20 protein-coding genes are annotated in these 25,103 nt (G+C 31.8%); 12 read left to right on the top strand and 8 right to left on the bottom strand.

The window, feature by feature from the left end; all coding sequences use genetic code 11:
• The 3 genes from BUB25_RS13635 to BUB25_RS13625 form a co-directional block, all read left to right on the top strand.
• On the top strand, positions 1-1,842 hold a 1,842-nt coding region (locus BUB25_RS13635; RefSeq protein ID WP_139256918.1), incomplete at its 5' end, for a T9SS type B sorting domain-containing protein.
• Positions 1,843-1,902: 60 nt separating this feature from the next.
• A complete protein-coding gene (locus tag BUB25_RS13630) occupies positions 1,903-2,811 on the top strand; it encodes a PorP/SprF family type IX secretion system membrane protein (RefSeq protein WP_072945288.1) in 909 nt (302 codons plus the stop codon).
• Between the two features lie 10 nt (positions 2,812-2,821).
• On the top strand, positions 2,822-3,208 hold the full coding sequence (locus tag BUB25_RS13625; protein ID WP_072945286.1) for a flagellar motor protein MotB: 387 nt from the start codon (positions 2,822-2,824) through the stop codon (positions 3,206-3,208).
• 371 nt (positions 3,209-3,579) lie between these two features.
• Here BUB25_RS13625 and BUB25_RS16710 read toward each other — a convergent pair whose 3' ends face one another.
• Together BUB25_RS16710 and BUB25_RS16705 are read right to left on the bottom strand one after the other, a co-directional pair.
• Positions 3,580-3,933, bottom strand: a complete 354-nt coding sequence (locus BUB25_RS16710) for a CAP domain-containing protein (RefSeq protein WP_084089618.1) — start codon at positions 3,931-3,933, stop codon at positions 3,580-3,582.
• Positions 3,934-3,964: 31 nt separating this feature from the next.
• Entirely contained in the window at positions 3,965-4,210 is a 246-nt protein-coding gene (locus BUB25_RS16705) for a hypothetical protein (RefSeq protein WP_211297027.1), read from the bottom strand.
• A 373-nt stretch (positions 4,211-4,583) separates the two neighbouring features.
• Here BUB25_RS16705 and BUB25_RS13610 point away from each other — a divergent pair, with 373 nt between their 5' ends.
• From BUB25_RS13610 to BUB25_RS13560, 9 genes are all read left to right on the top strand, one after another.
• Complete coding sequence (locus tag BUB25_RS13610) at positions 4,584-5,006, top strand: DUF1810 domain-containing protein (protein ID WP_072945285.1); 423 nt, start codon at positions 4,584-4,586, stop codon at positions 5,004-5,006.
• Between the two features lie 495 nt (positions 5,007-5,501).
• Complete coding sequence (gene cas9 / locus BUB25_RS13605; RefSeq protein ID WP_072945283.1) at positions 5,502-9,554, top strand: type II CRISPR RNA-guided endonuclease Cas9; 4,053 nt, start codon at positions 5,502-5,504, stop codon at positions 9,552-9,554.
• A gap of 1,166 nt (positions 9,555-10,720) precedes the next feature.
• Positions 10,721-11,260, top strand: a complete 540-nt coding sequence (locus BUB25_RS13600) for a hypothetical protein (protein WP_211297026.1) — start codon at positions 10,721-10,723, stop codon at positions 11,258-11,260.
• A gap of 1,253 nt (positions 11,261-12,513) precedes the next feature.
• A complete protein-coding gene (locus BUB25_RS13590) occupies positions 12,514-13,269 on the top strand; it encodes a hypothetical protein (protein WP_072945280.1) in 756 nt (251 codons plus the stop codon).
• 1 nt (position 13,270) lies between these two features.
• A complete protein-coding gene (locus BUB25_RS13585; protein WP_072945278.1) occupies positions 13,271-13,714 on the top strand; it encodes a DUF5675 family protein in 444 nt (147 codons plus the stop codon).
• Between the two features lie 304 nt (positions 13,715-14,018).
• Entirely contained in the window at positions 14,019-14,270 is a 252-nt protein-coding gene (locus BUB25_RS13580; RefSeq protein ID WP_072945276.1) for a hypothetical protein, read from the top strand.
• Positions 14,260-14,436, top strand: coding sequence for a hypothetical protein (locus tag BUB25_RS16665; RefSeq protein ID WP_170066909.1), 177 nt, complete (start codon positions 14,260-14,262; stop codon positions 14,434-14,436). The genes BUB25_RS13580 and BUB25_RS16665 overlap by 11 nt, the downstream gene beginning before the upstream one ends.
• A 1,354-nt stretch (positions 14,437-15,790) precedes the next feature.
• On the top strand, positions 15,791-16,360 hold the full coding sequence (locus BUB25_RS13565; RefSeq protein WP_072945272.1) for a hypothetical protein: 570 nt from the start codon (positions 15,791-15,793) through the stop codon (positions 16,358-16,360).
• Positions 16,360-17,172: a hypothetical protein gene (locus tag BUB25_RS13560; protein ID WP_072945271.1), complete on the top strand. Its 813-nt coding sequence runs from the start codon at positions 16,360-16,362 to the stop codon at positions 17,170-17,172. The genes BUB25_RS13565 and BUB25_RS13560 overlap by 1 nt, the downstream gene beginning before the upstream one ends.
• Before the next feature lie 72 nt (positions 17,173-17,244).
• Here BUB25_RS13560 and BUB25_RS16485 read toward each other — a convergent pair whose 3' ends face one another.
• The 6 genes from BUB25_RS16485 to BUB25_RS13535 form a co-directional block, all read right to left on the bottom strand.
• Entirely contained in the window at positions 17,245-17,385 is a 141-nt protein-coding gene (locus tag BUB25_RS16485) for a hypothetical protein (protein ID WP_211297025.1), read from the bottom strand.
• Between the two features lie 58 nt (positions 17,386-17,443).
• On the bottom strand, positions 17,444-19,264 hold the full coding sequence (locus tag BUB25_RS13555; RefSeq protein WP_072945269.1) for an ATP-binding protein: 1,821 nt from the start codon (positions 19,262-19,264) through the stop codon (positions 17,444-17,446).
• 66 nt (positions 19,265-19,330) lie between these two features.
• On the bottom strand, positions 19,331-20,899 hold the full coding sequence (locus BUB25_RS13550; RefSeq protein WP_072945266.1) for a DndE family protein: 1,569 nt from the start codon (positions 20,897-20,899) through the stop codon (positions 19,331-19,333).
• Positions 20,889-22,991, bottom strand: a complete 2,103-nt coding sequence (dndD, locus tag BUB25_RS13545; protein ID WP_072945265.1) for a DNA sulfur modification protein DndD — start codon at positions 22,989-22,991, stop codon at positions 20,889-20,891. The genes BUB25_RS13550 and dndD overlap by 11 nt, the downstream gene beginning before the upstream one ends.
• On the bottom strand, positions 22,988-23,170 hold the full coding sequence (locus BUB25_RS13540) for a DNA modification system-associated small protein (RefSeq protein WP_072945256.1): 183 nt from the start codon (positions 23,168-23,170) through the stop codon (positions 22,988-22,990). The genes dndD and BUB25_RS13540 overlap by 4 nt, the downstream gene beginning before the upstream one ends.
• Positions 23,167-25,083, bottom strand: coding sequence for a sigma factor-like helix-turn-helix DNA-binding protein (locus tag BUB25_RS13535; protein WP_072945253.1), 1,917 nt, complete (start codon positions 25,081-25,083; stop codon positions 23,167-23,169). The genes BUB25_RS13540 and BUB25_RS13535 overlap by 4 nt, the downstream gene beginning before the upstream one ends.
• Positions 25,084-25,103: the final 20 nt, after the last annotated feature.

Raw genomic sequence — 25,103 nt, 5'->3', positions numbered from 1 at the left:
GGATTAGTAGCCTGGACATTCGATGGTAATGAAAGCTATAACCCTGCTAGTGGTAATGCGACAGTAACAATAAACAAAGCGGATGCCCTAATCACGGTTACTCCTTACTCGCTTCCTTACGATGGAAATCCTCATACTTCTGCCTTTACGGCTATTGGGGTGGAATCCACTCCGGCAGATCTTACGGCATTGATGGATGTAAGCGCAACAACACACACCAACGGGGGAACTTATACCGCTGATGTATGGAGCTTTGCAGGAAACAATAACTACAATACCGCCAATGGAACTGTGGACAATGCGATCGGTAAAATTATGTTGACCGTAACGGTTGATCCAGCTAGTAAAAACTGCGGAGAATCCGACCCTATACTTACAGGAACGTTAACAGGTAATATACCTCAAGATGGAATAACTGCTACTTACACAAGAACAGCAGGGGAAACGGTAGCAGGAAGTCCATACACAATCAGTGCAACGCTTGTGCCTGTAAATGCATTGGATAACTATAACATTAGTTACACTACTGCTATATTTACTATCGAAGATACAACAGCACCAGTAATAGCAAGTCTGCCACAATCAACAACCATTGATTGTAACGCAACCCCGCAATTTACTCAAGCAACAGCAACAGATTGCAGCCCTTTTACCTTAACATTTTTAGACACAACAAATCCAGGCGCTTGTGCTGGCTCCTATTCTATAACCAGAACCTGGACAGCGACTGATGATAGTGGTAATAATGCGACCGCTTCACAAACTATAAATGTACAAGATGTAATTGCTCCAGTGATTGCCGTTTTACCAGGGGTTTCAACTATTGAATGTTCAGAAATTTTAACCTTTGCTAAAGCAACTGCAACAGATTCTTGTGGTTCAGATTTTCAGTTGACTTTTAATGACCTAACAAATAACGGAGAATGTACTGGATCCTATTCGGTAACTAGAACTTGGACAGCGATTGATAGTTGTGGAAATACTTCAACAGCTTCACAAACTATAATTGTGAAAGATACCACTGCTCCAGTATTTGTAGAAACTTTACCTACGATGGAAATCACAGTAAATTGCGATCAAATACCCACTGCTGCAAAGCTAACGGCAATAGACAATTGCTCAGGCAGTGTCCCGGTAATATTTACTGAAAAGATTATCAATGTAACATCAGCATCTTACTCAATTATTAGAAAATGGAATGCTACTGACCCATGCAATAACAAAACTGAATTTATTCAAATCATAAATGTTACTGTCAGCAGCAACGTAATAACAGTTTCCAGTTCTGCCTGCAATGCTAATCCTGCAGCAGTTGACTTAAATAGTCTACTCCCTGAAGGCACCCCAACAGGTGGAATATGGATTGGCGATAATACAGGAACACTACAAGGTAGTATCTTTACTTCACTAGGAGTTCCTCTAGGAAATTACCATTTTGAATATAAAATTAATACTGCGGCCTGTCCTAGGAGTGTGGTAATTAATATGACCGTAAATGATGACTGTGATAAGATTGTATTAGGCTGCGGTATAATTGAAGTTCATAATGCCTTCTCTCCAAATGGGGATGGTATTAACGAAACATTTACCATAGATAATATTACTGACACAAGTTGCTATCCCGAAAATACACTTGAAATATATAACCGTTTTGGAATATTAGTTTATAAGACCCAAAACTATAATAATAGTTCGAATGCCTTTGACGGAAAATCTAATGTTAAGCAGTCTTCTGATTTACCAAAAGGAACTTATTTCTATATTCTGAATTATACTTCTTTGGATGGTAACAATAAAATCCAGATTAACAAAAAAGATGGTTACTTATACCTTACAAGATAAATTTAACTCAAATCTAATCCCTGAGGGCTAGCAATCCTCAGGTTTAAAACACTAAGCCAAATGAAGACAAGAGTACTACTATCCGCTTTACTGTTAACTACAGCTCTAAGTTATGCTCAGCAAGATGCACAATTTACACAATATATGTATAATACCATTTCAATCAATCCAGCTTATGCAGGATCAAGAGGGGCCATGAGCATATTTGCCTTACATCGTACGCAATGGGTGGGACTTGATGGTGCGCCTGTCACCAATGCGGTATCAATAAATACCCCTTTAAACGAAAGTAATTTAGGATTGGGAATATCACTAATAAATGACAGAATTGGGCCTACACGTGAAAACACACTTTCAGCTGATTTATCTTATACCGTTCCTACATCAGAGACTTTCAAACTCTCTTTTGGTATTAAAGCAACCGCAAATCTATTCGATTTAGATGTGAACAAATTAAATCCTGTGGATGATGACCCAAGTCTACATGACTATCATAATAAGTTCTCCCCTAACATAGGTGCAGGAGTTTACTATCATTCTGACAAGGCCTATGTAGGTTTGTCTGTTCCTAATTTTATAGAAACAAACCGTTATGATGATAATACAGTGCGAATTTTTAAAGAAAAAATTAATTATTACTTAATTGCAGGTTATGTCATTGATTTAAATAACTTTGCAAAATTCAAACCAGCTTTACTTACCAAAATGGTAGAAGGAGCTCCTCTTCAAGTTGATATATCAGGAAACCTCCTGTTTAATGATAAATTTGTGATTGGAGTTGCCTACAGATGGAGTGCTGCATTGAGTGCAATGGTTGGTTTTCAGGTTTCTGATGCCTTGTATATAGGCTATGGTTATGATCATGAAACAACAGAACTTAACAATTATAATTCTGGTTCACATGAAGTTTTCTTACGATACGAATTATTTAACAAAAATAAAAAAATGACAACCCCTAGATTCTTTTAAAATAATTCCTATGAAAAAAAAACTAGCTGTTTTAGTATTCTTAATTCTTTTTTCATTTAGCAGCTCTGCCCAAAACGAAAAAAATTATGTAACCGATAAAATAAGCGATAAGTATGCTTATGTTGATGTCATAAAAACCTATGAAAGAGTTGCTGCAAAAGGCTATAAATCAATTGATTTATTTCAAAAATTAGGAAATTCATCATACTCAAATTCTAAATTAGATAAAGCAGCAGTATGGTACGGCGAGCTATTTGCAATGACCTCTGATTTAGAACCTTTGTATTATTATCGGTATGCCGAATCTTTACGATTCATTGGTCAAAATGAAAAAGCCGACGCTCTTATTGATAAATTAAAACGGAAGTCTAAAGCATTAGCAAAAAACAAAGTCTAACATAAAGCCCTCCATACTTTTTTACTTCAATAATTATCTTGGGGCAATTGATTAGAATAAAGTAGACTTTTTTTTTGATAAATGAACTATTAAGATAAGAAATTGTACCATGAAAAATTTCATTACTGAAGTCAAGGGGGATAAAATTACCTTTAAATAATAAATCTACTAAGCCTTTATTAATATTAAAAAGATTGATTTTGTAATTGACTAACTTAGTCGATTATAATCTCTTTATGATTTTAAAAAAGTATAACTAAAATTAGTACTGGAGAATTCAATAGGACCGATATCGAATCAGAGTTCGAGCAATAAACAAAAAGAGGCTGTTTTATAAGTTATAAAACAGCCTCTTTTATATAAAAAATCAATTATATTTTGGCAAAAATGTTTGTGTAATATTTTCTACCACTCACTGAATTTACTCTAATTGAAATACCAAAATGAGTGTAAGTCCCCTCAATATTAGCCTTATGACCAGAACTAGCCAACCAAGCGTCAAAAGCAGCTTGTACGGTACTACTATTATATGCAACATTTTCACCTACTGCCTTAGCTCCTAATACTTTCATTATATCTTGAGATCGAGTATTAAAATTATCGTGACTCAGAATATTTGTGCTAAGCATATAATTATTATGCTCTTCTGCCTTTGAGGAAATAAAATTACTTTTAACTAAAGAATTTAAACCAATACTTACTCTGTAGTTATTTATTAAATCCATCAACTGAATTTCAGAACTACTATAAGAATAATTATTCGGATCTGAAGGCGGAGGCGTCGTTGGAGGCGTCGTTGGAGGAGTCGTTGGAGGCGTCGTCGGAGGCGTCGTTGGAGGCGTCGTCGGAGGAGTCGTCGGAGGAGTCGTCGGAGGAGTCGTCGGAGGCGTCGTCGGAGGCGTCGTTGGAGGCGTCGTTGGAGGCGTCGTCGGAGGAGTCGTTGGAGGCGTCGTCGGAGGAGTCACTGATGTTAAAGGTTCTTCGTAAGGGTCTGCAGTGCAAGAATTCATAACAACTATTACTGTCGTAAGGAATAATACAATTAGTGATTTAAATTTCATGTTTTTTTTGTAGTAGTTTAATTACCAAATAGTTATTGCAAAAAAACTATTTTGGATAACTTAATAATTATTGTGCTCTATTAAAACTCGAAACTACTTTTTTCAACTATAAACAACTAACCAAATTCAATAATTTACAAAATTTTAACTGCAAACTATGTGCTTTTCTTACATACAAAAAAATGAAAATTTTATTTATAAAGAAAATTCTCTAACTGGACATGCTAACTTAGCCAGAGAAAAAATGAATACATTATGCCGAATAAATTATTAATTTAGTATTCAGATTGACTAAATGTAACCAAATTAAAGAAATGAACACAAATAAGAATTTAATCAAATTTCTAGATGCACAAAATCAGGTATACCTAAAAGCGCTCTCAGAAATAAAAAATGGCAAAAAAGAAACCCACTGGATGTGGTCTGTTTTCCCACAAACCAAAGGGCTAAATTTCAATGAAACAGCTAATTCTTATCATATCACTAGTCTAGAAATGGCCTCTTCCTATCTGGCACATCCCATACTTGGCAAACATCTTATCGAAATTTCTGAGGAGCTCTTAAATCTTAACAAAAAAGAAATAACACAAATTTTTGGAAGTCAGGACAATCTTAAACTGCACTCCTGTATGACAATATTTGCCAATATTGAAAATACAAATCCTGTATTTCTTAAAGTATTGGATAAATATTTCAGTGGATTACAAGATGAGCGTACTCTAGAGCTGATTCGATAATCATTCACAATAACTAATATTCTACAAAAAGTATATTTTCCTCATAGAACTATTAGGTACTTACCTATGACAGAAAAATTACCTTCTCTTTTTTTCGATATATCCTATCTAATATTCCAAATATCTGTTTTTTTTTAAAGGAATTTCACATAATGCTTCCACTAGTAACTGATTAAAAAAGATAAATAAAAAGGCAAGAGACATTAATATACTGTACACTCTTCGGAGATGGATTTTGTCTTAATCCATAGCATTGTTCTACTTCAGCCAAGGGTATTGACTCCCTGAATAAATTCATTCTCCCAATAAAAATCAAAAAAAAAAAAAAAGCGACAACCCTAAAGATGCCGCTTTGAATGTTTTCACAACGGAATAATCCTTATTGTGAATTGCTTCAAAATTGTAATACAAGTATACAATAAAAAATTAATTTCTACTTGAAATTTCCTTATAAAAAGTAAAAAATCACTAAATTTAAAAACTAATTCTGTCGATATGAATAAAATATTGGGATTGAATGTAGATGTTACCACAATCGGATGGGCATTTATAAACGAAGCACAAAACGAAAATGAAGTATCAAAAATTATTGATACTGGTGTGCGTATTGTATCGCTCTCTTCAGAGGAAGAAAATGATTTCAAAAAGGGAAAATCAATTTCAATCAATACTGACAGGACTTTAAAACGTGCTGCAAGGAGAGGCTTGCAACGCTTTAAACAAAGAAGAACAGCAATTTTAGAGATATTTAACAACCTAAATTTCATTTCTGATGATTTTATTTACTCTGAAACGGGTAAACAAACTACTTTTTCTTCTTATGAATTAAGAGCTAAATCTGCCTCTGAAGCCATTACCAAAGAGGAACTAGTTAAGGTACTTTTAATGTTAAACAAAAAACGTGGTTATAAAAGTAATCGAAAACTAAATGTGATCGAAGATGGTGAAGCTGTTGACGCAATGATCCTTGCCAAAGAATTGTTTGAACACAATTTGACCCCCGGACAATGGGTTTATAAGTCGCTGTCAAATGGAAATAATCATATCCCCGATTTTTATCGTTCTGATTTGCAAAATGAACTAGAAAAAATCGTAAAGTTTCAAAAACAGTTTCATTCTCAAAAAATAAATAATGAATTACTTGAAGAGATTAAGGGAAAATCAAGAACATTAACTTCCCAACATTTTAATAGAATATTAAAAATAGAACTTGCCGAAAATCAAGGAACTAAGGAAGAAAGTAAATTACAACATTATAAATGGAGAAATGATGCTTTAGACAATGCGCTTGATTTAAAAGTTATCGCTTTTATCATTACAGAAATCAACAATCAGATTAATCAATCGAGCGGTTACCTTGGTGCCATTAGCGACCGTAGTAAAGAATTGCATTTTAATAAAGAAACTGTTGGGCAATTCCAATACAAACAACTTCAGAATAATGCTCATTCTAAACTAAAAAATCAAGTTTTTTATCGTCAGGATTACCTAGATGAATTCGATAAAATCTGGGAAACGCAAGCCAAATTTCATCCTGAATTGAATGACAAACTAAAAGCTGAAGTCCGCGATATTACCATTTTCTACCAAAGAAAATTAAAGTCACAGAAACATTTAATAAATCATTGTGAATTTGAAAAAGGACATAAAGCTATTCCGAAATCATCTCCATTATTTCAGGAATTTAGGATTTGGCAAAACTTGAATAATATTGTTGTCAAAAATGAAACTACAAAAGAACTTTTTCTATTAGAGGAAGAATTAAAACAACAAATAGCCGAAGAACTTCAATTCAAAGAGAATATGACTGATATTCAACTAATGGCATTTTGTGGTTTAAAAAAAGGAAGTCACTCCGTGAACTTCAAAAAAATTGAGGGAAATAGAACCAATACAGCAATCTACAAAGCCTTTGAAAAAATCCTTGAAGTGGAAGGCTATCAAATGGATTTTTCTAAAATGTCTCCTTTTGAAATAAAAGAAGCTGTTTTTCCAATATTTGAAACGTTAAAGATCACTACCAATGTATTCAATTTTGATTCTTCAATTCAAGGGAATGAGTTTGATAAGCAACCTTATTATCAATTATGGCATCTGCTATATTCTTGTGAAGAAGACGAACCCTTGAAAAAAACTTTAATGACCAAGTTTGGTTTTAAAGAAAATCACATTCCTTTTCTTTTAAATATTAATCTCCAATCCAATTACGGTAGTTTAAGTGCCAAAGCAATCAAAAAAGTCTTGCCTCATTTAATGGACGGACAAATTTATGATCAAGCTTGTTTGCTCTCTGGATACAATCATTCCTCTTCGTTAACGACAGAACAAAATCATGATAGAATTCTAAAAGATTCGCTGGATTTAATCAAGAAAAACAGTTTAAGAAATCCTGTCGTGGAGAAAATCCTTAATCAAATGATTAATGTGATTAATGCCATTATTGCCGATCCATCAATGGGAAGACCAGACGAAATTAGGGTGGAACTAGCTCGCGAGTTGAAAAAAAATAATAATCAGCGTAACCAAATGAATAAGGCCATAAACAAAAGTATAGCCGAACACGACCAAATTACAAAATTTTTACAAGATGAATTCAAAATCCTTAAACCAACTCGAAATGACATTATTCGCTATAAACTTTGGAAAGAATCCGAAGGAATTTCACTGTATACAGGAAAACCGATAAAGGTTTCAAAACTCTTTTCTAATGAATATGATATTGACCACATTATCCCAAAATCACGCCTATTTGATGACAGTTACTCAAATAAAACAATTTGTGAAAGACAATTAAATATCTATAAAAACAATAGAACTGCCTTCTCTTTCTTACAAGAAACACTTTCTCCTAGAGAATTTAGTGATTTCCAAAAAAGAGTTGAAAATCTATTTGGGAAAATTAGCCCAGCTAAACAGAATAAACTTTTAATGTCCGACAACGAAATCCCAGAAGGTTTTATTGACAGACAATTAAAAGAAGCTCATCATATTGTGCGGAATACCAAAAAAATTCTTCTAAAAGTTTCCACAAACTTAACAATAACATCTTCTAGTATTACAACTAAATTACAACAAGACTGGGAACTTCTAGAGGTAATGAAAGAACTCAATTGGGAAAAATACAACAAACTCGATTTAACTATAACTGCAGAAGGAAAAAATGGAAAATTAACATCTCAAATTAAAGAATGGAACAAACATTATGACCTTCGTCATCACGCCTTGAATGCTATAACAATTGCATTCACTAAACCATATTATATTGAACGTTTAAATAATTTAAGTACCCGACACTTCAGTAATAAGATAACAAACACGATTGCAACAACAGAAACAAAATACTTAGAAAAAGATCATATAAACAAATTATTTTTCACTCCACCTATAAAAAATATAAGAGAAGAAACTAAAAAACACCTTATAAACACTTTGATCTCTTATAAAACAAAAAATAGAGTCCTCACCAGCAATAAAAATATTGCAAAATCAAAAAATAGTCGCAATGAAAAAATTCAATTTACACCACGTGGCCAACTACATAAAGAAACAGTCTACGGAAAAATACAACATTATGATACAAACTTAGAAAAAATAGGAGCTCATTTTACAGCCCTACACATTGCTAATGTAGCGAAAAAAAAATACCGCGATGCTTTATTAGTTCGCTTAGCTGAAAACAACAACAACCCAAAAAAAGCCTTTACCGGTAAAAATGCTCTAGCAAAGAATCCTATTTTATTAGCTAGTCAAAAAAACAATATAGTTCCTGAAAAAGTAAAAATGGTTAGGCTGAAAGACAAATATACAATACGAAAAGATATTACTCCTACTAATTTCAAAGATCTAAAAAGTATTGAAAAAGTAATCGATCCAAAAATCAAACAAATACTTCTAAACAGATTGAAACATTTTAACGATGATCCCAAAAAAGCTTTTTCAAATCTTGAAGATAACCCTATTTGGTTATACAAAGAAAAAAAAATTACTATTAAGCGCTGTACGATCAGTGGGGTAAGTAGCGTACAGGCATTACATACTAAAAAAGACCATCTTGGCAATGAAATTTTAGACGAAAACAACAATCCAATACCCTCCGATTTTGTTAGTCCAAGAAATAACCATCATGTCTCTATTTACAAAGATGAAAAAGGAAAAATACAAGAAGAAGTAGTTTCGTTTTATGATGCTGTCGTTCGAAAAAATTCAGGAATCTCAGTTGTTAATAAAAATCACGAAAAAGGATGGGAATTTTTATTTTCAATGAAACAAAATGAGTTTTTTATATTTCCAACTGAATCTTTTAATCCACATGATATAGATTTAAAAAAAACAGAGAACTATCATTTAATTAGTCCAAATATTTTTAGAGTTCAAAAAATTGCAAAAAAAAACTATCTATTCAGACATCATTCAGATCCCAAGATTGAAGAATTAAAAGATTTAAAGGATACTAACTATAAAACCGTTAGAAGTACTTCTCATTTACAAAATATCATTAAAATTCAAATTGATACTCTAGGTAAGATTATTCATATTGGAGAATATTAACTTTTAGTCAAAATCACTTGCCAATTTAATAGATCTAAAACTACAAATTCATAAATTTTAACTCAAAATTTATTAGAGCTGAAAAACTTACCAATAGATAATCTCAAGATTAATAATACTGAAAATAAACAAACTTACACGAAAAAATAAAAAAAACATTATTCAAATTATATTGTTAAATAGTAGGCATAAAATTTGACAAATACTAAAGACACAGCATTCATCTAATTATACAAAAACTATAAACTCCCATTTGCTATCAACTATAAATTACAATTTTGAAAAGCAATTCACAAACGGTTATTTATAATATTACTTAATCTCATTTCTGAAAATGATAAATTAAAAATACAACTTTAAAAGCAATTCACAACTTAATTATATAACATATTATGTTAGATGCTAAGAATTATAACCAAAAATACAATTTTAAAAGCAATTCACAATGGTCTTGTTTAAAAATTAGCTCTAAACACAAACATTAATGATTAGAATAAAAGCTAACTAACCTTAAGCTAAATTACAAATTTGTTAGCAATCTAACAAGCCTATCAGTAACTTTATGCACCACAAAGATCTATAAAACAATCGATAAGGTAAGTTTTAATCCTCCTGAAAATGAATATTTTCGGTTCTTAGGAAGTTCGCTTCACAGGAGAGATTTATATCTTTTATTAAAATTGAATATTCTAATGATGAAGTTATTCAAATGTTTGAACGCTTAAAAAAATCATTCAAAAAATGTAAATACCGTTTTCAAGGGAGATTTTTTTTACAGATCAAGCTTTGTTAGCAGATCTTACTCAACTTAAAATCTTGCATGAAAAATTAAACAGTACTATTACTAATGTTTAGCTTGCAGAAAATGAATATATGATAACAAATAATAGTCGCAATCCAATATGCTTACCGCTTTAGAAAAAGGACTGAATAAATACAATATCGACTTTTATCTGGTAGGTGCCGTAGCACGTGATGTTTAGATGACGGCCATAAACAATATACCTCCCAGCAGAGTTACTGGAGTCATCGATTTTGCTATTTTTATAAATGACAAAAACACTTATGCTGATCTCAGAGAATATCTCATAAACGTAGAAGGATTCATCCCTTATAAAGATAATGACTTTGTACTTAAATAGAAAAACATTATACAAATAGATTTAATGTCTTTTGGTGAAATTGAAGCTAAACCATCTAATGTAACTGTTCAAGGAACAGGGCTTACCAGCCTAAATATGTCTGGTTTCAAGGAAATATATGATTCTGGTCTTCCGGAAGCTGAACTCGAAGAAAAACACCGCTTTAAATTTTGCACCTTACCCGGTATTGTACTGCTCAAATTGCTTGCTTTTCAAGAACGTCCCGAAATAAGACGCGACGATGTCAAAGACATCAGTAAAATCCTAAAGCATTTTTTTGATATGTATGCCAATGAGATATATGAAAAACACAATGATCTTTTTGGTGATAAGTATATCAACCTGAATTGGATTGCTGCAAGGGTTTTAGGGAGAGATATGGGAAAAATTGCTCAATTAAGCGAAGATCTTTTTATCAGAATAAAAAAAATATTAACGAAAAACACAATTGATATACATTCCAGTAATATTGCCAAAATTATGACTGAGTTTTTTCAAAACACGATTGAAGAGAATGTAAAGTTACTAGAACAGGTAAAAATCGGCTATTTAGAAAACCGATGACTTAAAAAATTAAAGTTTATCAATCATGCTAATCAGGTCAAAATTTTCAAAGTGATGGACAAGGTTTACCAAAATTTAATTAAGTTTAAAAAAGAAAAAAACAATGTTTTAGTTATTTTAAAAGATGATAAAATTGTATCTGTAAAACCATCAATAAAAAAGGATAATTAATAAATTTTACATTTTAAAAGTTACTCCTTTCTCAAGCTAATCAATAAAAGAATCTTTTACAAATGGCACTGTAATTCCATTTTTAGATATAGAAAATAAAGAAAGAACCTATCCGTTTTTTATTTTTTATTAAACATATTTTTTCCTCTCATTATATTCATAATTGTATCAAAATGGTATCTTATTTACAAATCAGCCTTTAAAAAACAAAGCAAGTAAATAATTTTATCCCCTAAAAATCAAAGAATTAAACACTTATTTCTTACCTTTACATTATTAAAATAAAGACTTTGAAAGTCTAGTGACCCTATTGGTGACCCTGTTCTTAAAAAACATATCGAAAGCTCAGTAAATACAGGGACTATTATAAAGGCATCGGAGCCTCTTTCTCCGCCAGTTTAAAACCCTAACCATTGTAAATAAAGGAGTTAGGGTTTTTTGTTTGACAAATATCCCCACATAATCCCCACAATTTTTTGTTTTTGAAAGTCCTAAATACCACTTCACTTTTTAAGGATCAACGAAAAATTAAATGCTAAATATTGAGAGTTGAAATTTCAACCAACAATTAAGGCTAGTACCTGCTCTTTATTTAAACTGGTATAATGGCAAAACTCATCTACTGAAACAAACTCATTTTCGAGCTTATTAAGGTCTCTTCTTATTCTTTGCATCAATCTTGTGCTTTGACGATAACTTTTCCCTGTTATGCGCTGTATATCCTTCGGGTAGATACACAACCTCTTCGTTTCTGTTTTCATACTCTATCCATACCTTTGACTAGGCTTTGATATGCCTTTAAGTCCAATTTGTCTCCTACCGAAATATAATTTACTATAAATATAATCTCCGAATGAAATCTCTTACCAAAAGGTAGTTACTTGGGGCTTATTGTGCTTTTTTCTAAGTACTATTTGTGCTCATATTGGTCATTTATGTCGGTCCAAGACATATGGTACACTACCCTCTTTCAAATTCCTCGTCGATACCTCAACTTTGTCTGATAATCAATCGGGGAATGTTGCAACAGGATGATGATTGAAAGAACAGTTAGATTATTTTGAACTTAAAAATTAGAGATTATGGCAAGGCAGAAAGGCATAATTAAGTTGAAAGGTACTATCGGGGATATTACTTTTTATAAGACCCAAGAAGGGCATTTGGCCCGTGAGAAAGGCGGCATCGATGCGAGCAGAATTGCGAGCGATCCTGCGTTTCAGAGAACGCGTGAGAATTGCGCTGAGTTTGGCCGAGCCGGAAAGGCCGGTAAAACGTTGAGAACTGCATTGCGTACTTTGCTTTTGAATTCGGCGGACAGCAGAATGGTGGGCAGACTGACGCAGGCGATGGTCAAGGTGATTCAGGCAGATATGGTAAACGAAAGAGGGTTGCGCAATGTCATTGATGGGGAGGCGGAATTGCTTGCCGGATTTGACTTTAATGCCAGAGGGAAATTGGGCACCAGTTTATTCGCTCCTTTTGTAGGAACGATTGACAGGGCGACCGGAGAAATTGCAGTTGATTTGGATTCATTCCTTCCTGGGAATATGATTGCGGCTCCGAGCGGAACCACTCATTTCAAAATTATTTCGGCTGGGGCTGAAATCAATTTTGAAGCGGAAACTTTTGTTGTTGCAAGTTCGGAAACTGCAATTTTGCCTTGGGATATGACTCCAACGGCAGCCATTAACCAAACTAATTTGGTTAGTGCAAACAGCGTTAGTCCGCTGTTTTTGGCTCTTGGGGTTGAGTATTTTCAAGAGGTGAATGGCAAAATGTATCCGTTGAAAAACGGTGCCTACAACCCGTTGGCCCTGGTGCAGGTAAGCGGATTGTAAGATGGTTTTGGTGTTGAACAGAACTTATTTTCCCGAGGGAACGCAGGGAGTTTTAGAATGGAACGGCACAATAGTTTGTTATACCATCGAATTGCCTTGGCTTCAAAATCAAAGGCGGATTTCCTGTATTCCTGAAGGAGAATATGTTTTAGTGAAGCGATTTAGCCCGAAATTCCAATGGCATTTGCATTTGAGAAGTGTTCCGGGAAGAGATTTAATCTTAATCCATCCCGCCAATGACGCTAAGAAGGAATTATTGGGTTGTATTGCTCCCGTTAGTCAGCATAGCGGAATTGGTAAAGGGTGTTTTTCCCGAAAAGCGTTTGAAAAGCTGAAAGCTTTGGTTTATCCGGTTTTAGAGCGCAATGAAGAAGTGAAAATAAGTATTCATTCTAATTCTTCTACTTCGCTACCATTGACGTTTTTATTAAAAGAAAAAGATTAAGGTTGCTGATTTTCTTTTTTGCTTGATCAAAAAAGAAACAAAAAAATCAAGTCTGAGCTCCCTCGTCGGTCAAATTAGTTTTCGAAGTCTAAAACAAAAAAACTCGCTTCGCTCAAACAGTTTTTGTTTTTACGACTTCTTCAAACATTTGACGCTCGACTGCGGAAGCTAAGGACAGTTAAATCCCGGCAATAACAGTAATTTGAAGCATAATTGAATGCAAACTTCAAAGCTCATTTTATATTGCTTTTTTTGTAAAAAATTAAACCTTAGGACGATAATTTAGAAAATAAATAGAAAAATTATGAATGTAGTAGAACGCGCGAAAGCGCCCACTCCAAAGTTTTTTAAGATTTTGAGAACCGTTGGTTTAACCTTGTTGGCCATAAGCGGAAGTGTGATTGCGGCTCCCATTGTTTTACCGGCTACCGTGGTTACTGTTGCCGGTTATTTGGCCGTTGCCGGTGGGGTGATCTCTGCGATTAGTCAAATTACTGTTGATGATAAAGCCCAAAAAGAGCAAGAAAACCAAAACAAAGCTCGTGATGGAGACTAATATCTCCCTTCGAACCGGCACGGTATCAGGGACGTTGTTGAGTGTGATACCCAACATCTTTTCTGAAGATATTGTAAAAACGATTATCTTAGCGGTAGTGGGAGCCGTTGTGAGTTTTGCAGTATCAGTCCTTTTAAAATGGTTGACAAAATCTAAAAATAAATAATCCGGATTTGATTGGTAAGCTTTTCCGGATTTATAAGAAGGCCTGGTCGAGAGATCAGGCTTTTTTTTGATTTAATTATTTATTATGGTTTCCATTTTTTGGTATCTAATTTTTAGGAAAGAAAAAAGAGAAAAAAAGAAAGCCGTTCTAGAAGCGGAAAAGACGAACGGGAACGGAGGGATTCCGAAAGCTTTCGGAATACCGACTGAGAGTGAGGAATGGACGCTAGTTTTGCTTGGTTTTTTCTCTTTCTTTTCGAAAAAATGCAGGGTGGTCTTGGATTAATTTGCGGTATTTCTTGTGGAAACGGCAATTAACGCCCCCCAGCACCGCAAGGAGCAAAAAAAGTGGTGCCCCTTTTTTGGGGCAAGGAACTTTTTTTTGCGGATGAGGAGCGCCGCGGCGGTGTTGCGGCAATCGAACAGCCACGCTAGACCGAGAACGGAATGGAGTGCTAACGCAATGGAGAGAAGGGATAGCAGCGTGTAACGGCGGGGAAACAATAAATGACTCCCGCCTTTTTTTGGCGGGTAACCTTGATTTAGGGCAAAGTGAGGTTTTTCAGCGAACGGAGCCAACCCAGATGGCTGAGCGAAGGAGCAACCGCTGAAAAAACTGAGGGCGGCAGACGCAAATACTGCTGGAATGCAGTGCAGCGCCCTTTGACTTTATTCAGGGTGACAAAATGTGTAACAATATCGATTCGTTGTTATAGAACGAAGAGGGAAGCGAAACGGAATGAAGCGGTATTGCGGATGCAGTAGCCCGACCGAACGCAGGGAGAGCGCGTGTGAAGATGAGGGCGAGGAAGCGAAACCGGTACCTGCCCTTTTTTTGGGGCTGGTGCTGTTTTTAGCTGACGAGTGGACTGTGGAACGGAGGGAGGAGGCTTTTTCTGCCGACGACTGACTGGAGCAGCCGAACGGAACAAAGCGAACGACCGGAGAGAGACCGCTTGATTGCCTCCTGTTCTTTAACGAGAGTTTCTTATGGAAATAAAAGTTTTGGAAAACATACTTCCTGGGGAGCTCTATTTAGGAATACTTTAGGGAAAAATATATGTCCTGTTTATTAAAATAATATCACAAAAGCCGTAAGCTTAGAATGGTTGCGCCATAGTTATGCCAATCCTTTATTAGAAAGCGGCACTGATTTACGCTATTTATAAGAACTACTGCGACATAGCAGCAGTAAAACCACAGGGATTTACAAATATGTAAGTAAGAAAAGTATTCAAAAAATAAAAAATCTATTTGATAATTTGTAAGAATAAAACAATATATTTGATTTTAAATAAAGTCAGATAGCTATTAGACATATATACAAGTTGGCAGAAATATAAAAAAAACGAATCGTGAATAAAACAAACATTGAAATAAAAGACCAGTTTAATTTTTTTAATGAGTTGGTTTATGAAGAAAAAATTATTTTAAATAAAGAAATACTTCTTCAACCTAAAAAGAATAATGTCTTTTGGTTTACCGGTCAGTCTAATGTTCAACACAATACTATTAGTGAAGATATTGTTTTTATGATCGAGCAAAGTAAAAGAGACAACAAATATGGAATAAAACTTCGCTGTAATAATTTCATTAAACAACCATACTTTAGATTTGACTCTGATGGTCCTGCTCACCGGAATGAAAATCCAGAAATTCCACTTGAAGAACAATCAATCAAAACTCCGCATTTCAATTCATTTGATGAAAACGGAAATTATATAGCTTACAAAAATGAAACTTTAAAAAATGAAGCTGAAGCGCAAATAATTGCAAATGATATAAATTTCGGGATTTCATTATTTTGTATGGAAACAAATTCAAAGTTAATTGATAATAATTTCCCATCTGTTATTCAACTAATTCAAGAATTAGGTTTTACAGAAAATATTAATATTAACTTTGATAATATTAATTTTGAGTAATGGAAAATAAAACAGTAATAGAGCAAATTAAAAAGTCTTTTTGTAATTTAACAAGTTTCAAAGAAAGAGATAATGCTTTAGAAATAATAACTGCATTTTCAACCATTAACAACAAATTTGTTTCGGTTTTTGTAACGATTACAAATCAAAAAATAGTAGTTACCGATAGTGGTTGGATTGACCAAAATTATTATGAAACTCCTAATTTTGAAGAATCAGAAGATTTAATCAGAAGAATTATTTATTCATATTCTTTAAATTACAAAGTCAAATCAACTTTTGACAAATCAGGTATAGAATATTACTATAAAATCTGTAACAAAATTGAAGAAGTTCCAAGTGCTGTATTTGATTTGGCAAATTTTATCGTTGGCGCTGTAAATTCATTTTGTATCCAATATAAAGATGAAAAAGAAGAAAAAGAAAGAGAAACTTTCAGAAGCGACGCAAATACATTTTTAAAGTCAAATTATGTTGAAGATGTTAAATTAAGACATTATTTAGATGACTTTAAAAACATTAAATTTAGTGCGATTATAACTAAAAAATCAAAAATAAATTTAATCACTTATGTTACAGGTTCAACTTCAGGTTATTTTGAAAACGATTTGAGAAAATCTATTGTGAACTTTGAAATTTCATTGAAGTCAAAATATGAAAAATTAATAAATGAAAAATTGACTATAATAAATGACAAATCTGAAGGTTATTCTATAGAAAAATCGGCATCAATACTTCAACTTCTTAATGAAAAAACTACAAAAGAGCCAATAAAATGGTCTGAAAAAGAGCGGATATTAGAATATATCTAAAAATACTTCTGCCAACAGCTAAGCTCCATAAACCAAATACACCTCATAATTCTGAAAATTTTTATTTACATATTACTCTAAATTGGAAGATTTTGAAGGCATCGAATAAGTTTTATGAAAAAACAAATCGGTCTGGATTGAAACTGTCCATGTTTTCTTGTGTATATCCAAACCAATATATACTTTTGGACTAGTAGTAATTTGAGTACTCATATCATTAAAGTATTGGCAGACAGTAATCTTCTTCTGTCATCAAAATAACTATTTAGGTTTAAACCGATTTGTATGCTTGATCCGGATGGTTTGGCATATCAATGATTGTGTGTTGCAACTTGCCTTCTTCTTTCATCGGAATTATATAATTTCTGTAAACATAGTTTTCATTCCTATTCAATATTAATGCTATTTGTTTAACTGAATAGCTTTTATGCTTACAAAGCTCATATATAACATTTTTGATTTTATTAGGGTCATTTTCCCGGACACCTAATTTCTCAATTTGTTCTCTTATCTCAGAAGGTAACTCCTGTGTTAGTGATTGGGGTTCTGTGTTAAGCTGATCAGGTTCTGTGTTAAGCGGGTTAGGTTCTGTGTTAAGCGGGTTGGGTTCTGTGTTAAGAATAACACTCGATATATAATATGTTGATCTTCCTTTACCTTTTTGCTCTATAAGTCCTTTGTCTCTAAGACTTCTTAATTCGTTACTTGCTTTTAAAACATCACAAGCATTTAGTTGTCTATAAGTAGAATTGTCTATTGCTCCTGCTTCACGAATAAAGATTAATCCCTTTTTTTGTTCTGTATTCAAATCGAATTTACTAAAAGCGTCCAACCATTGTAAATCACTTTCGTTAAGAAAATGATGCAATAATAATCTTGTGGTAAATAAATTGGCTGTGTGGTCGCTTTCAAAAGTTGGAGGTGCTAATGAGGATTTCTCCATTAAGTTTCTCATCGTTCTGATACCACTTCCTTTTGTTTCCGCAAGGTTTGTTTCGTGGAATATTGATGCTATAAATGGGTTTCTGTTTTTAGATCCCGGTTCTCCCAATTGTTCTTCCGGTTTTAAAGAAAATCCCGGGTTTTTGATTTCTATTCTGTTTCCGTATCGGATGATTTGAATGGGCTGATTCTCTCTGTAAGTTCTGTGTATAAAAGCATTTACTAATGCTTCACGCAACACTTTTGAGGGTAAACCAATTGTATCTGCCTGTAATTTATCGTCTCCTAACAAGAATCCTTTAGGTAAATCATCTGCTATAGCGCTAAAAGTTCTTTGAACCAATTCAATAAGTGGTCCCCGCATATCTATGGTCGTAAATCTGTTTTCAGGGTCTTCTACCCATTCGTTACCCGGAACTCGAATGTAATCGATACGAACCATTGGAAGTAGTCTTCGCAATGCTTGTCTTTTACCAAAAACCAATAATCCTGTGTAGGTTAATTTCCATTCGTCTTTGTCTTTTTTGATGCAACCTAAAGACCTTAATAAATCGAAGTCATTATACCCTAACTCTTCGGCATATTCGTTTACTTTGGCACGCAAGCTTTTGTATAATGAAATGGCTTCTTCGCTAATATCATCAATGTTGGTGTCGTTTACAATGGTACTGTCTAAACTGTCTTCTTTATTATAGAAAATAAATAAATCATCTTCGGTACATCTTTGGTCGCTAGAACCAATTCTTCTGTATGCGCCTTGTGGCAATCCTTTCTTTTTGAAATACAATGGTTTTTGGCCATCGGGCAATTCTTTGACAAACATTTTCAAAATTAGCTTACCATTTGCCAGTTTTTCGATTTCTATATCCGGTCTAACCGGTTGGTTAAATAATGTTGCGGTTTGTGAAGCAATATCTAATTGTAATTTATCCGGATTTGTAATTCCTTCAATATAATAGTTTTGGAATAAGGAAGTTTCATCTTTTACCACACCAAGCACAATTAATCCCCCGCCTAAACCAGGTTCGTTTGAAAATGCGCAAATGGTTTCCATTATAGAGGTGTCGATAGAAGAACCTTTTTTTGCTTCAATTGTGGTGCATTCGTCTGTGATGTTTAAATGCTCTAAAATGTCTTTGATGGATTCCATAGGATGCTATTACTGTATTGATTGTGTAAATTCAACAATTTTATATTTAATTTTTTTAGCATTATATTATATATTTTCTTCTTTTTTGGTTTTCCAAAATTGTCTTAATTCAATAAGTTTTGGTTCACCAATATTAATTAAGCCTTTACCTGAATCTAATTTAGATAATTGAGTATTTAATTTGACTTCACTATTAACGCTACCAAGAAAAGGTATAATTCTTTTTGAAGATTTATCATTGACATTTGCACAAATGGGAAATTGTATTTGAGACATAAAATTAAAATCACTATATATAAAATCCTGAGTTTCTTGTGCGATTAAAATTATGATTATACCCATTGACCTTAATTCTCTAAGCATAGATTCAATTACGGGTCTTGCATTTTTATGTTGCAAAAAGTTTTGAGCTTCATCAATAACAATAATATGTTTTAATTCTTTAATATTATTTGTAACTATAGTGTCTCCCGATTTTTTAATACTATCATACATATATTTTAAAAGATTAAAAGTTACAAATTGCTTAATTTCTTTTGTAACTTCCGAAGGCATTGAAATGTATGTGCTTTGATTAAAGATTGAATAAGTTTCAGACTCATTATATATTCCTGAATTTATCAATTGTTGTATTACACTTGTAGTAGTGTCAAATTTACCTTTATTTTTTTCTAAAATTGTTTCTAATAATTCATCTAATGTTGGTGCTTCATTATTTTCAAAATAATAATCCTTAATTTCTCTAACTAAACTTGCAGATTGAACCTGTCCAATACTTTTAAAAAAGGTTCTCAAATCACTTGCAAATGATTCTATATAATTTTGGTTACTTAAATCATAATTTTTCAAAGGACTAAAAGGAAAACCATTTTGATGGTTAACATCAATAAAAGTTGATTTTGTTATATATAAAAAAGAATCAAGTTTTTCTTTTGTATCAGTTCCTTTAAAGTCAAAAAAAGTGTATTTTAATTCATAATCCGTTTGTTTCGAAATTTGATAAATTAAATCAAATACAAATTGTGTCTTCCCAGAGCCTGTTGTACCAGCAATCCCAAAATGTCTACTAGTATATTCTGTTTCATCATTAATTTTTACTTTAATGGAATTACCATCCAAGTCAGTTCCAAAACAAAGTTCAATCGGTTTATTTGAACTATTAATTTTTAAGATATTATTTTGAGATTCATTTTGGTTAGTAATATGAACATTAGAACTTCTCATTAATAAACCTTTATTGATAGCTGTTAAAAGGATGTCGATGTGGTCCCCCTTTGAGATGTTGCTTTTTTCAATCTTATCATTCCAAATATTTAAACCGTGATTTAAATGAAGCTTAAAAAGTTTTGAGAATTCTTCTTCAAAAGTATTTTTATTATAATGCTGATCTAATATTGATTTAAAAATTATCGTATTACTGCTATCCCCAATAATAGTTCCAAACAAAGCTTTGTCATCACGAAATTCTTTACCATCTGAACTTGGCATTACTTCATTTTCAATATCAAATATTTTACCAGAGAGCAAACTGTATGAGAATGCAATTCGAGGAACAATACCTTCATTTTTAAAATTGTATAAAGTTTTTAACTTGTATAACAATTCGTCATTTTCTTTACTAATTTTAATTCTCATAACTTTGGAAATATCCGTTTACTAAATTTGTATTTGCTCCATCATTAACCAATAAATATGATTTTGAAACATTGGCTGAAATATCTTTAAATCTTTTTGGTGTAATTTCACTATTTGTCGAAAACAACACAACTTGTTCTGAAAGTGCTGGATAATATTTTTTAGTGATACTATCTCTATGCTCTTCATCGAGTCTTCCAAGTGGTGTATCAATAAATATAGGTAAGCTTTGAATTGATTCTTTTAGAATAGCTTTTATCAAACAAGAAATATAAATCTGTTTTTCACCGGATGACAAACTTTCTTTTCTGATTTCATTATCATCCTGATCTATAAGAGTGATTTTCATACCCTGACCAGATGCTAAAATTAAAACTTTTACATCTTCAATAAACTTACTTTGATTTTCTTCGCTATTTAGTTTATGCATCAAGGTTTTCAATTCTATAAGAATTGTTTTTTCCAAACTATCTTTATGTTTCTCCTTTTGCTCATCTAAAAACAAATTTAAAACTTCAATATATTCGTTACTTTTCTTGATTTTTAATTTGTTTTGCTCATTTATGTCAACTTTTTTGACAAGAGTAACTAATTGCTGGTTAAGTCTAACAATATCATTTTTAAGTTTGGTGATTTGCTGATGATTTTCACCTATTTTTCTGTTCTTTTCAGTTACATTATAATCGGCAGTTTCCTTTTTTGAAGAATAATCTAAAATTAATTCATCTTCTAAATCAGCATCTACTTTACTAAGTGTTTTAGTTAAATCAGAAAGTTTAATTTTTGTTTCATTGAATTCATCAATTGTTGTTTCAAATAAATCTTTTGATTGTGTATTTATAAGATTGATAGCATCAGAAATTAATCTTTTTTCCGAGTTATTTAAGTCGTGCTCAAATTCTAATTCTACATAATCATCGTTTTCTTTAAACAATTCCGAGCCTAATGATTGCGCTTTTTGGTAATAAAACATTTTGTCCTTTAAAGACATTGTTGAATTTTCTGGTTCAGGAGGTTTGTTAAAAAGTAATTCAATAAAACTTTCTATTTTTTCTGAATTTTCTTTTGAAAATATTTGGGAGGTCTCGTTTTTTTCTTGAATTTCAAGATGCTCATTTACTTCTTCTAATTTCCCAGTGAGTATCGCAAGTGGTATGATTTCACTTAGTTCATTAAATCGCTCATTTAGCTCGTCTTCTTTAATTTTGAGTTTTTCAATTTCAATTAAGACAGCCTCCCTATCAAATATCGAATTCCCTTGCTTGCTATGTTTAGATATTAAATTATCATATTCCCGTATTTTCTTTTTAAGATCATCAATCTCTTTTAACCTTTCAGCGTTTTCTTCTTCAAATTTTTCAATATCAATTTCTGATATTCTAATTTCATTTTCTTTATTGGCAATTATTTCTTGTAGATTCTTTGTTGCTCCTTCTTTTTTAAGGTTATTGATGTAAAATTCGACATCATCTATAAGTGTTTCATAAGTATCTAATCCTAAAATTTTACCTAACGCATCATTGATAAAACTCCCCTCTTCTTTTATAGACAAATTTGCAATCTCCCCAATTTTCTCAGCATCAAAAAATACAAATTTTGCTGCATCAATCGGAATAATGTAATCGTTGATGAAATTAATTTTGTCACTTTCTTCATCAAATATTTCAATTTTAGAAACAGCATCAATAATTGACAAAGTTTCATTCATAGTACCTACATCAAATGTTCTTTCAATAATCACACTTTCTGTACTTGAAGACAACGTTCTTAGTTCTGGTAATTCAATTTCTGTGATAAAAATGTTTACAGAAAAATTAGTTTTATTTTCTCTTTTCGCAGTCCAGTTAATTGATTGTTGCATAAAAGACGAATAATTTTTTTCTTTTTGAATTTCTTTTTTGAAATTCTCATCTATTTGGGAAATTTTGTCACCATAAAGACACCAAACAATAGCTAGTAGAAAATTTGTTTTACCATATCCATTTTTTCCACCTATGATAATGATATTTTTATCAGAACTAGTAGTTAAGTCAATATTAACAGAGTTATAATATTGTCTGAAATTATTTATTTCTATATTTGAAAACTTCATTTTGTTGCTTTTTCGATTATATCATTAATTTTTTGCTGATGATAATTATTTCTTTTCAAGAGTTTTTTTGTTTTTACAGATTCTAGTAAAGTTTTTAAAGAATCATACTTGACTCCTCTTGACTCACAAATATCAATTAGTCTCTTTTCCTGCAATATTTTAGTTTCTTTGATTTTCATATTGTTATTTTTAGATTTAATAAAATATTATTTGTTTCGTTTTCTGTTAGCAAATACTTTTCTTCTAGGTATTTGGCAAGTGCTGTTTTTGATTGAAAAACACCCCGATTTATTAATCCAATTATTTTTTTGCCAAGCTGTATTGGTAAGTTTTCATATTTGTCATTTTCGTAAATTTTAATTTTTGCTTTTAGTCCTACAAATTTTTGGTTGTATATAATGAAATCTTTGGAAGGATCAAGTTTTAAATTTGTAATAATATTACGCTCATTTGTCAATTCACGATATTTATGAACTTCATTTAATATCTCATTTATGTGAATTGGAGTATCGGAAATATTTAAAAGTTCTGTAATTATATTTTTTATTGTCCCACCTTTTATATTCTCCATTTCTATTTCCCATTTTTTAAGACCATAAGTGCTACTTCTACCAAAGTATATTAATGTATCAGATCTTTGACAACTACCCCTTAATGCCTCCGAACTTTTAGAAATTCCAGGGTATCTATTTTCAATAAATTCATATAGAACCTCAACTGTTGAAGGTTTTCCAATTTCATCTAATGCTTCAAATATATATTCAGGTAAAGTTTTAATTGAATTCCTTTCAAAAATTATATTGTCCTCTAAATCAATATAGATTCCGAATTCTTGGTTTACTATTTTTTCTGCAATCTCCATAATTGAGTTGAGAATTTCTAAATTATCATTTATTAAAAAATTAGACAAATAACTTTTAAAACTGAAACTATACGTTTCTTCAAGACGTTCATTTAATCGTTCACTAATATCATTTGCCAATGAAATAAAATCAAATTCTTGCACAAGCTCTTTTTTTACTAAATAGAAATCATTCCAATTATGTCTATTTCGAGCATTAAAGTATTTAGGTAGTAAAACATCTTCATTATTACCAACAAGTTCAAATTCATATGACCAATATGAGTATATGAGATATATTATAAATTCTTTAGTGAAGTTTGTATTGTTTTGATTATTAATGACTTCAATTTGAGAATCATTTATCTCAATATAGCATTGTGTATTATCAATATTGTATTTTTCAAGTAAATTATCATCAAAGTTTTGGATAAAAAGTAATTTGCTAGATAACTCTTCAAAAATTATTTTTCTAAGTTGTCTAACTCTTTCGCGAGTCAAGTCTACTTCTTTTGCTATTTCATCAAGGGTTAGTTCAGGAGAATTAAGATAAATTTTAAAAGCTTTTGTCAAGATTTTAGTTTGATTTTTATCGTAAAAAGCATTTTGATTTATTAGAAAACTAGTCAATTGAAATATTGATTCGGATTCTAATATTTCATTTGGGATATTAGACAATGAAAATGTATTCTGAATTAAAAATTTATTTTTTAGTGAGATTAGGTATTTGTCATTTTCATTTTTACTAACTTCAATAATAAAATCTTCAACAATATTTACAAATACTTCCAGTTCAGGAACTGTACCAGCACCTATGTTTTTTATTTTTTTAATATCAAAACCATCCTCAAATAATATTTTATCTGCATAGTTTTTAATTTTTAAATTATTTTCTAATAATGCTTTTATTCCATTTTGGCTTCTTACTGAAAGGCTATTCGTATTTACTTGAATAAAGCTATTTATTACCTCCCTTTGATTTCTGGATAATTCAGAAATAATAATTTTGAATTTATTTTCAAATTTGACAGGAAAAATTTCTTGAAAAACAAAATCAATGTCTTTATATTTATTATATAATTCCGTTAACTCTTCATTTGATTTTTTGCCACAATTTCTGAGTTTATCGAAAGATCTATTTTCTCTATAAAATTTAATTATATCGCTTAATGTTTCAAGCCTATTATATTTACAGACGTGATAGGAACGAACACTTAAGGGTTCATTTTTATGAATTTCATCTATTGTCATTAAATATTTTTTTTTTAAGA

It is taken from the genome of Flavobacterium granuli, from assembly GCF_900129705.1.
GTDB classification, from domain to species: Bacteria; Bacteroidota; Bacteroidia; order Flavobacteriales; family Flavobacteriaceae; genus Flavobacterium; species Flavobacterium granuli.
The sequence above is the reverse complement of the archived record's forward strand: the minus strand, read 5'-3'. Positions and strand labels throughout refer to the sequence as shown.

Coding starts and splice junctions, on each gene's coding strand:
- BUB25_RS16485 (WP_211297025.1), bottom strand. CDS start 17,385: ATGAGTACTCAAATTACTACTAGTCCAAAAGTATATATTGGTTTGGAT.
- BUB25_RS13625 (WP_072945286.1), top strand. CDS start 2,822: ATGAAAAAAAAACTAGCTGTTTTAGTATTCTTAATTCTTTTTTCATTT.
- BUB25_RS13550 (WP_072945266.1), bottom strand. CDS start 20,899: ATGAGAATTAAAATTAGTAAAGAAAATGACGAATTGTTATACAAGTTA.
- BUB25_RS13600 (WP_211297026.1), top strand. CDS start 10,721: ATGTCTTTTGGTGAAATTGAAGCTAAACCATCTAATGTAACTGTTCAA.
- BUB25_RS16710 (WP_084089618.1), bottom strand. CDS start 3,933: ATGGATTTAATAAATAACTACAGAGTAAGTATTGGTTTAAATTCTTTA.
- BUB25_RS13610 (WP_072945285.1), top strand. CDS start 4,584: ATGAACACAAATAAGAATTTAATCAAATTTCTAGATGCACAAAATCAG.
- BUB25_RS13540 (WP_072945256.1), bottom strand. CDS start 23,170: ATGAAAATCAAAGAAACTAAAATATTGCAGGAAAAGAGACTAATTGAT.
- dndD (WP_072945265.1), bottom strand. CDS start 22,991: ATGAAGTTTTCAAATATAGAAATAAATAATTTCAGACAATATTATAAC.
- BUB25_RS16665 (WP_170066909.1), top strand. CDS start 14,260: ATGGAGACTAATATCTCCCTTCGAACCGGCACGGTATCAGGGACGTTG.
- BUB25_RS13560 (WP_072945271.1), top strand. CDS start 16,360: ATGGAAAATAAAACAGTAATAGAGCAAATTAAAAAGTCTTTTTGTAAT.
- BUB25_RS13555 (WP_072945269.1), bottom strand. CDS start 19,264: ATGGAATCCATCAAAGACATTTTAGAGCATTTAAACATCACAGACGAA.
- BUB25_RS13535 (WP_072945253.1), bottom strand. CDS start 25,083: ATGACAATAGATGAAATTCATAAAAATGAACCCTTAAGTGTTCGTTCC.
- BUB25_RS13630 (WP_072945288.1), top strand. CDS start 1,903: ATGAAGACAAGAGTACTACTATCCGCTTTACTGTTAACTACAGCTCTA.
- BUB25_RS13590 (WP_072945280.1), top strand. CDS start 12,514: ATGGCAAGGCAGAAAGGCATAATTAAGTTGAAAGGTACTATCGGGGAT.
- BUB25_RS13580 (WP_072945276.1), top strand. CDS start 14,019: ATGAATGTAGTAGAACGCGCGAAAGCGCCCACTCCAAAGTTTTTTAAG.
- cas9 (WP_072945283.1), top strand. CDS start 5,502: ATGAATAAAATATTGGGATTGAATGTAGATGTTACCACAATCGGATGG.
- BUB25_RS13585 (WP_072945278.1), top strand. CDS start 13,271: ATGGTTTTGGTGTTGAACAGAACTTATTTTCCCGAGGGAACGCAGGGA.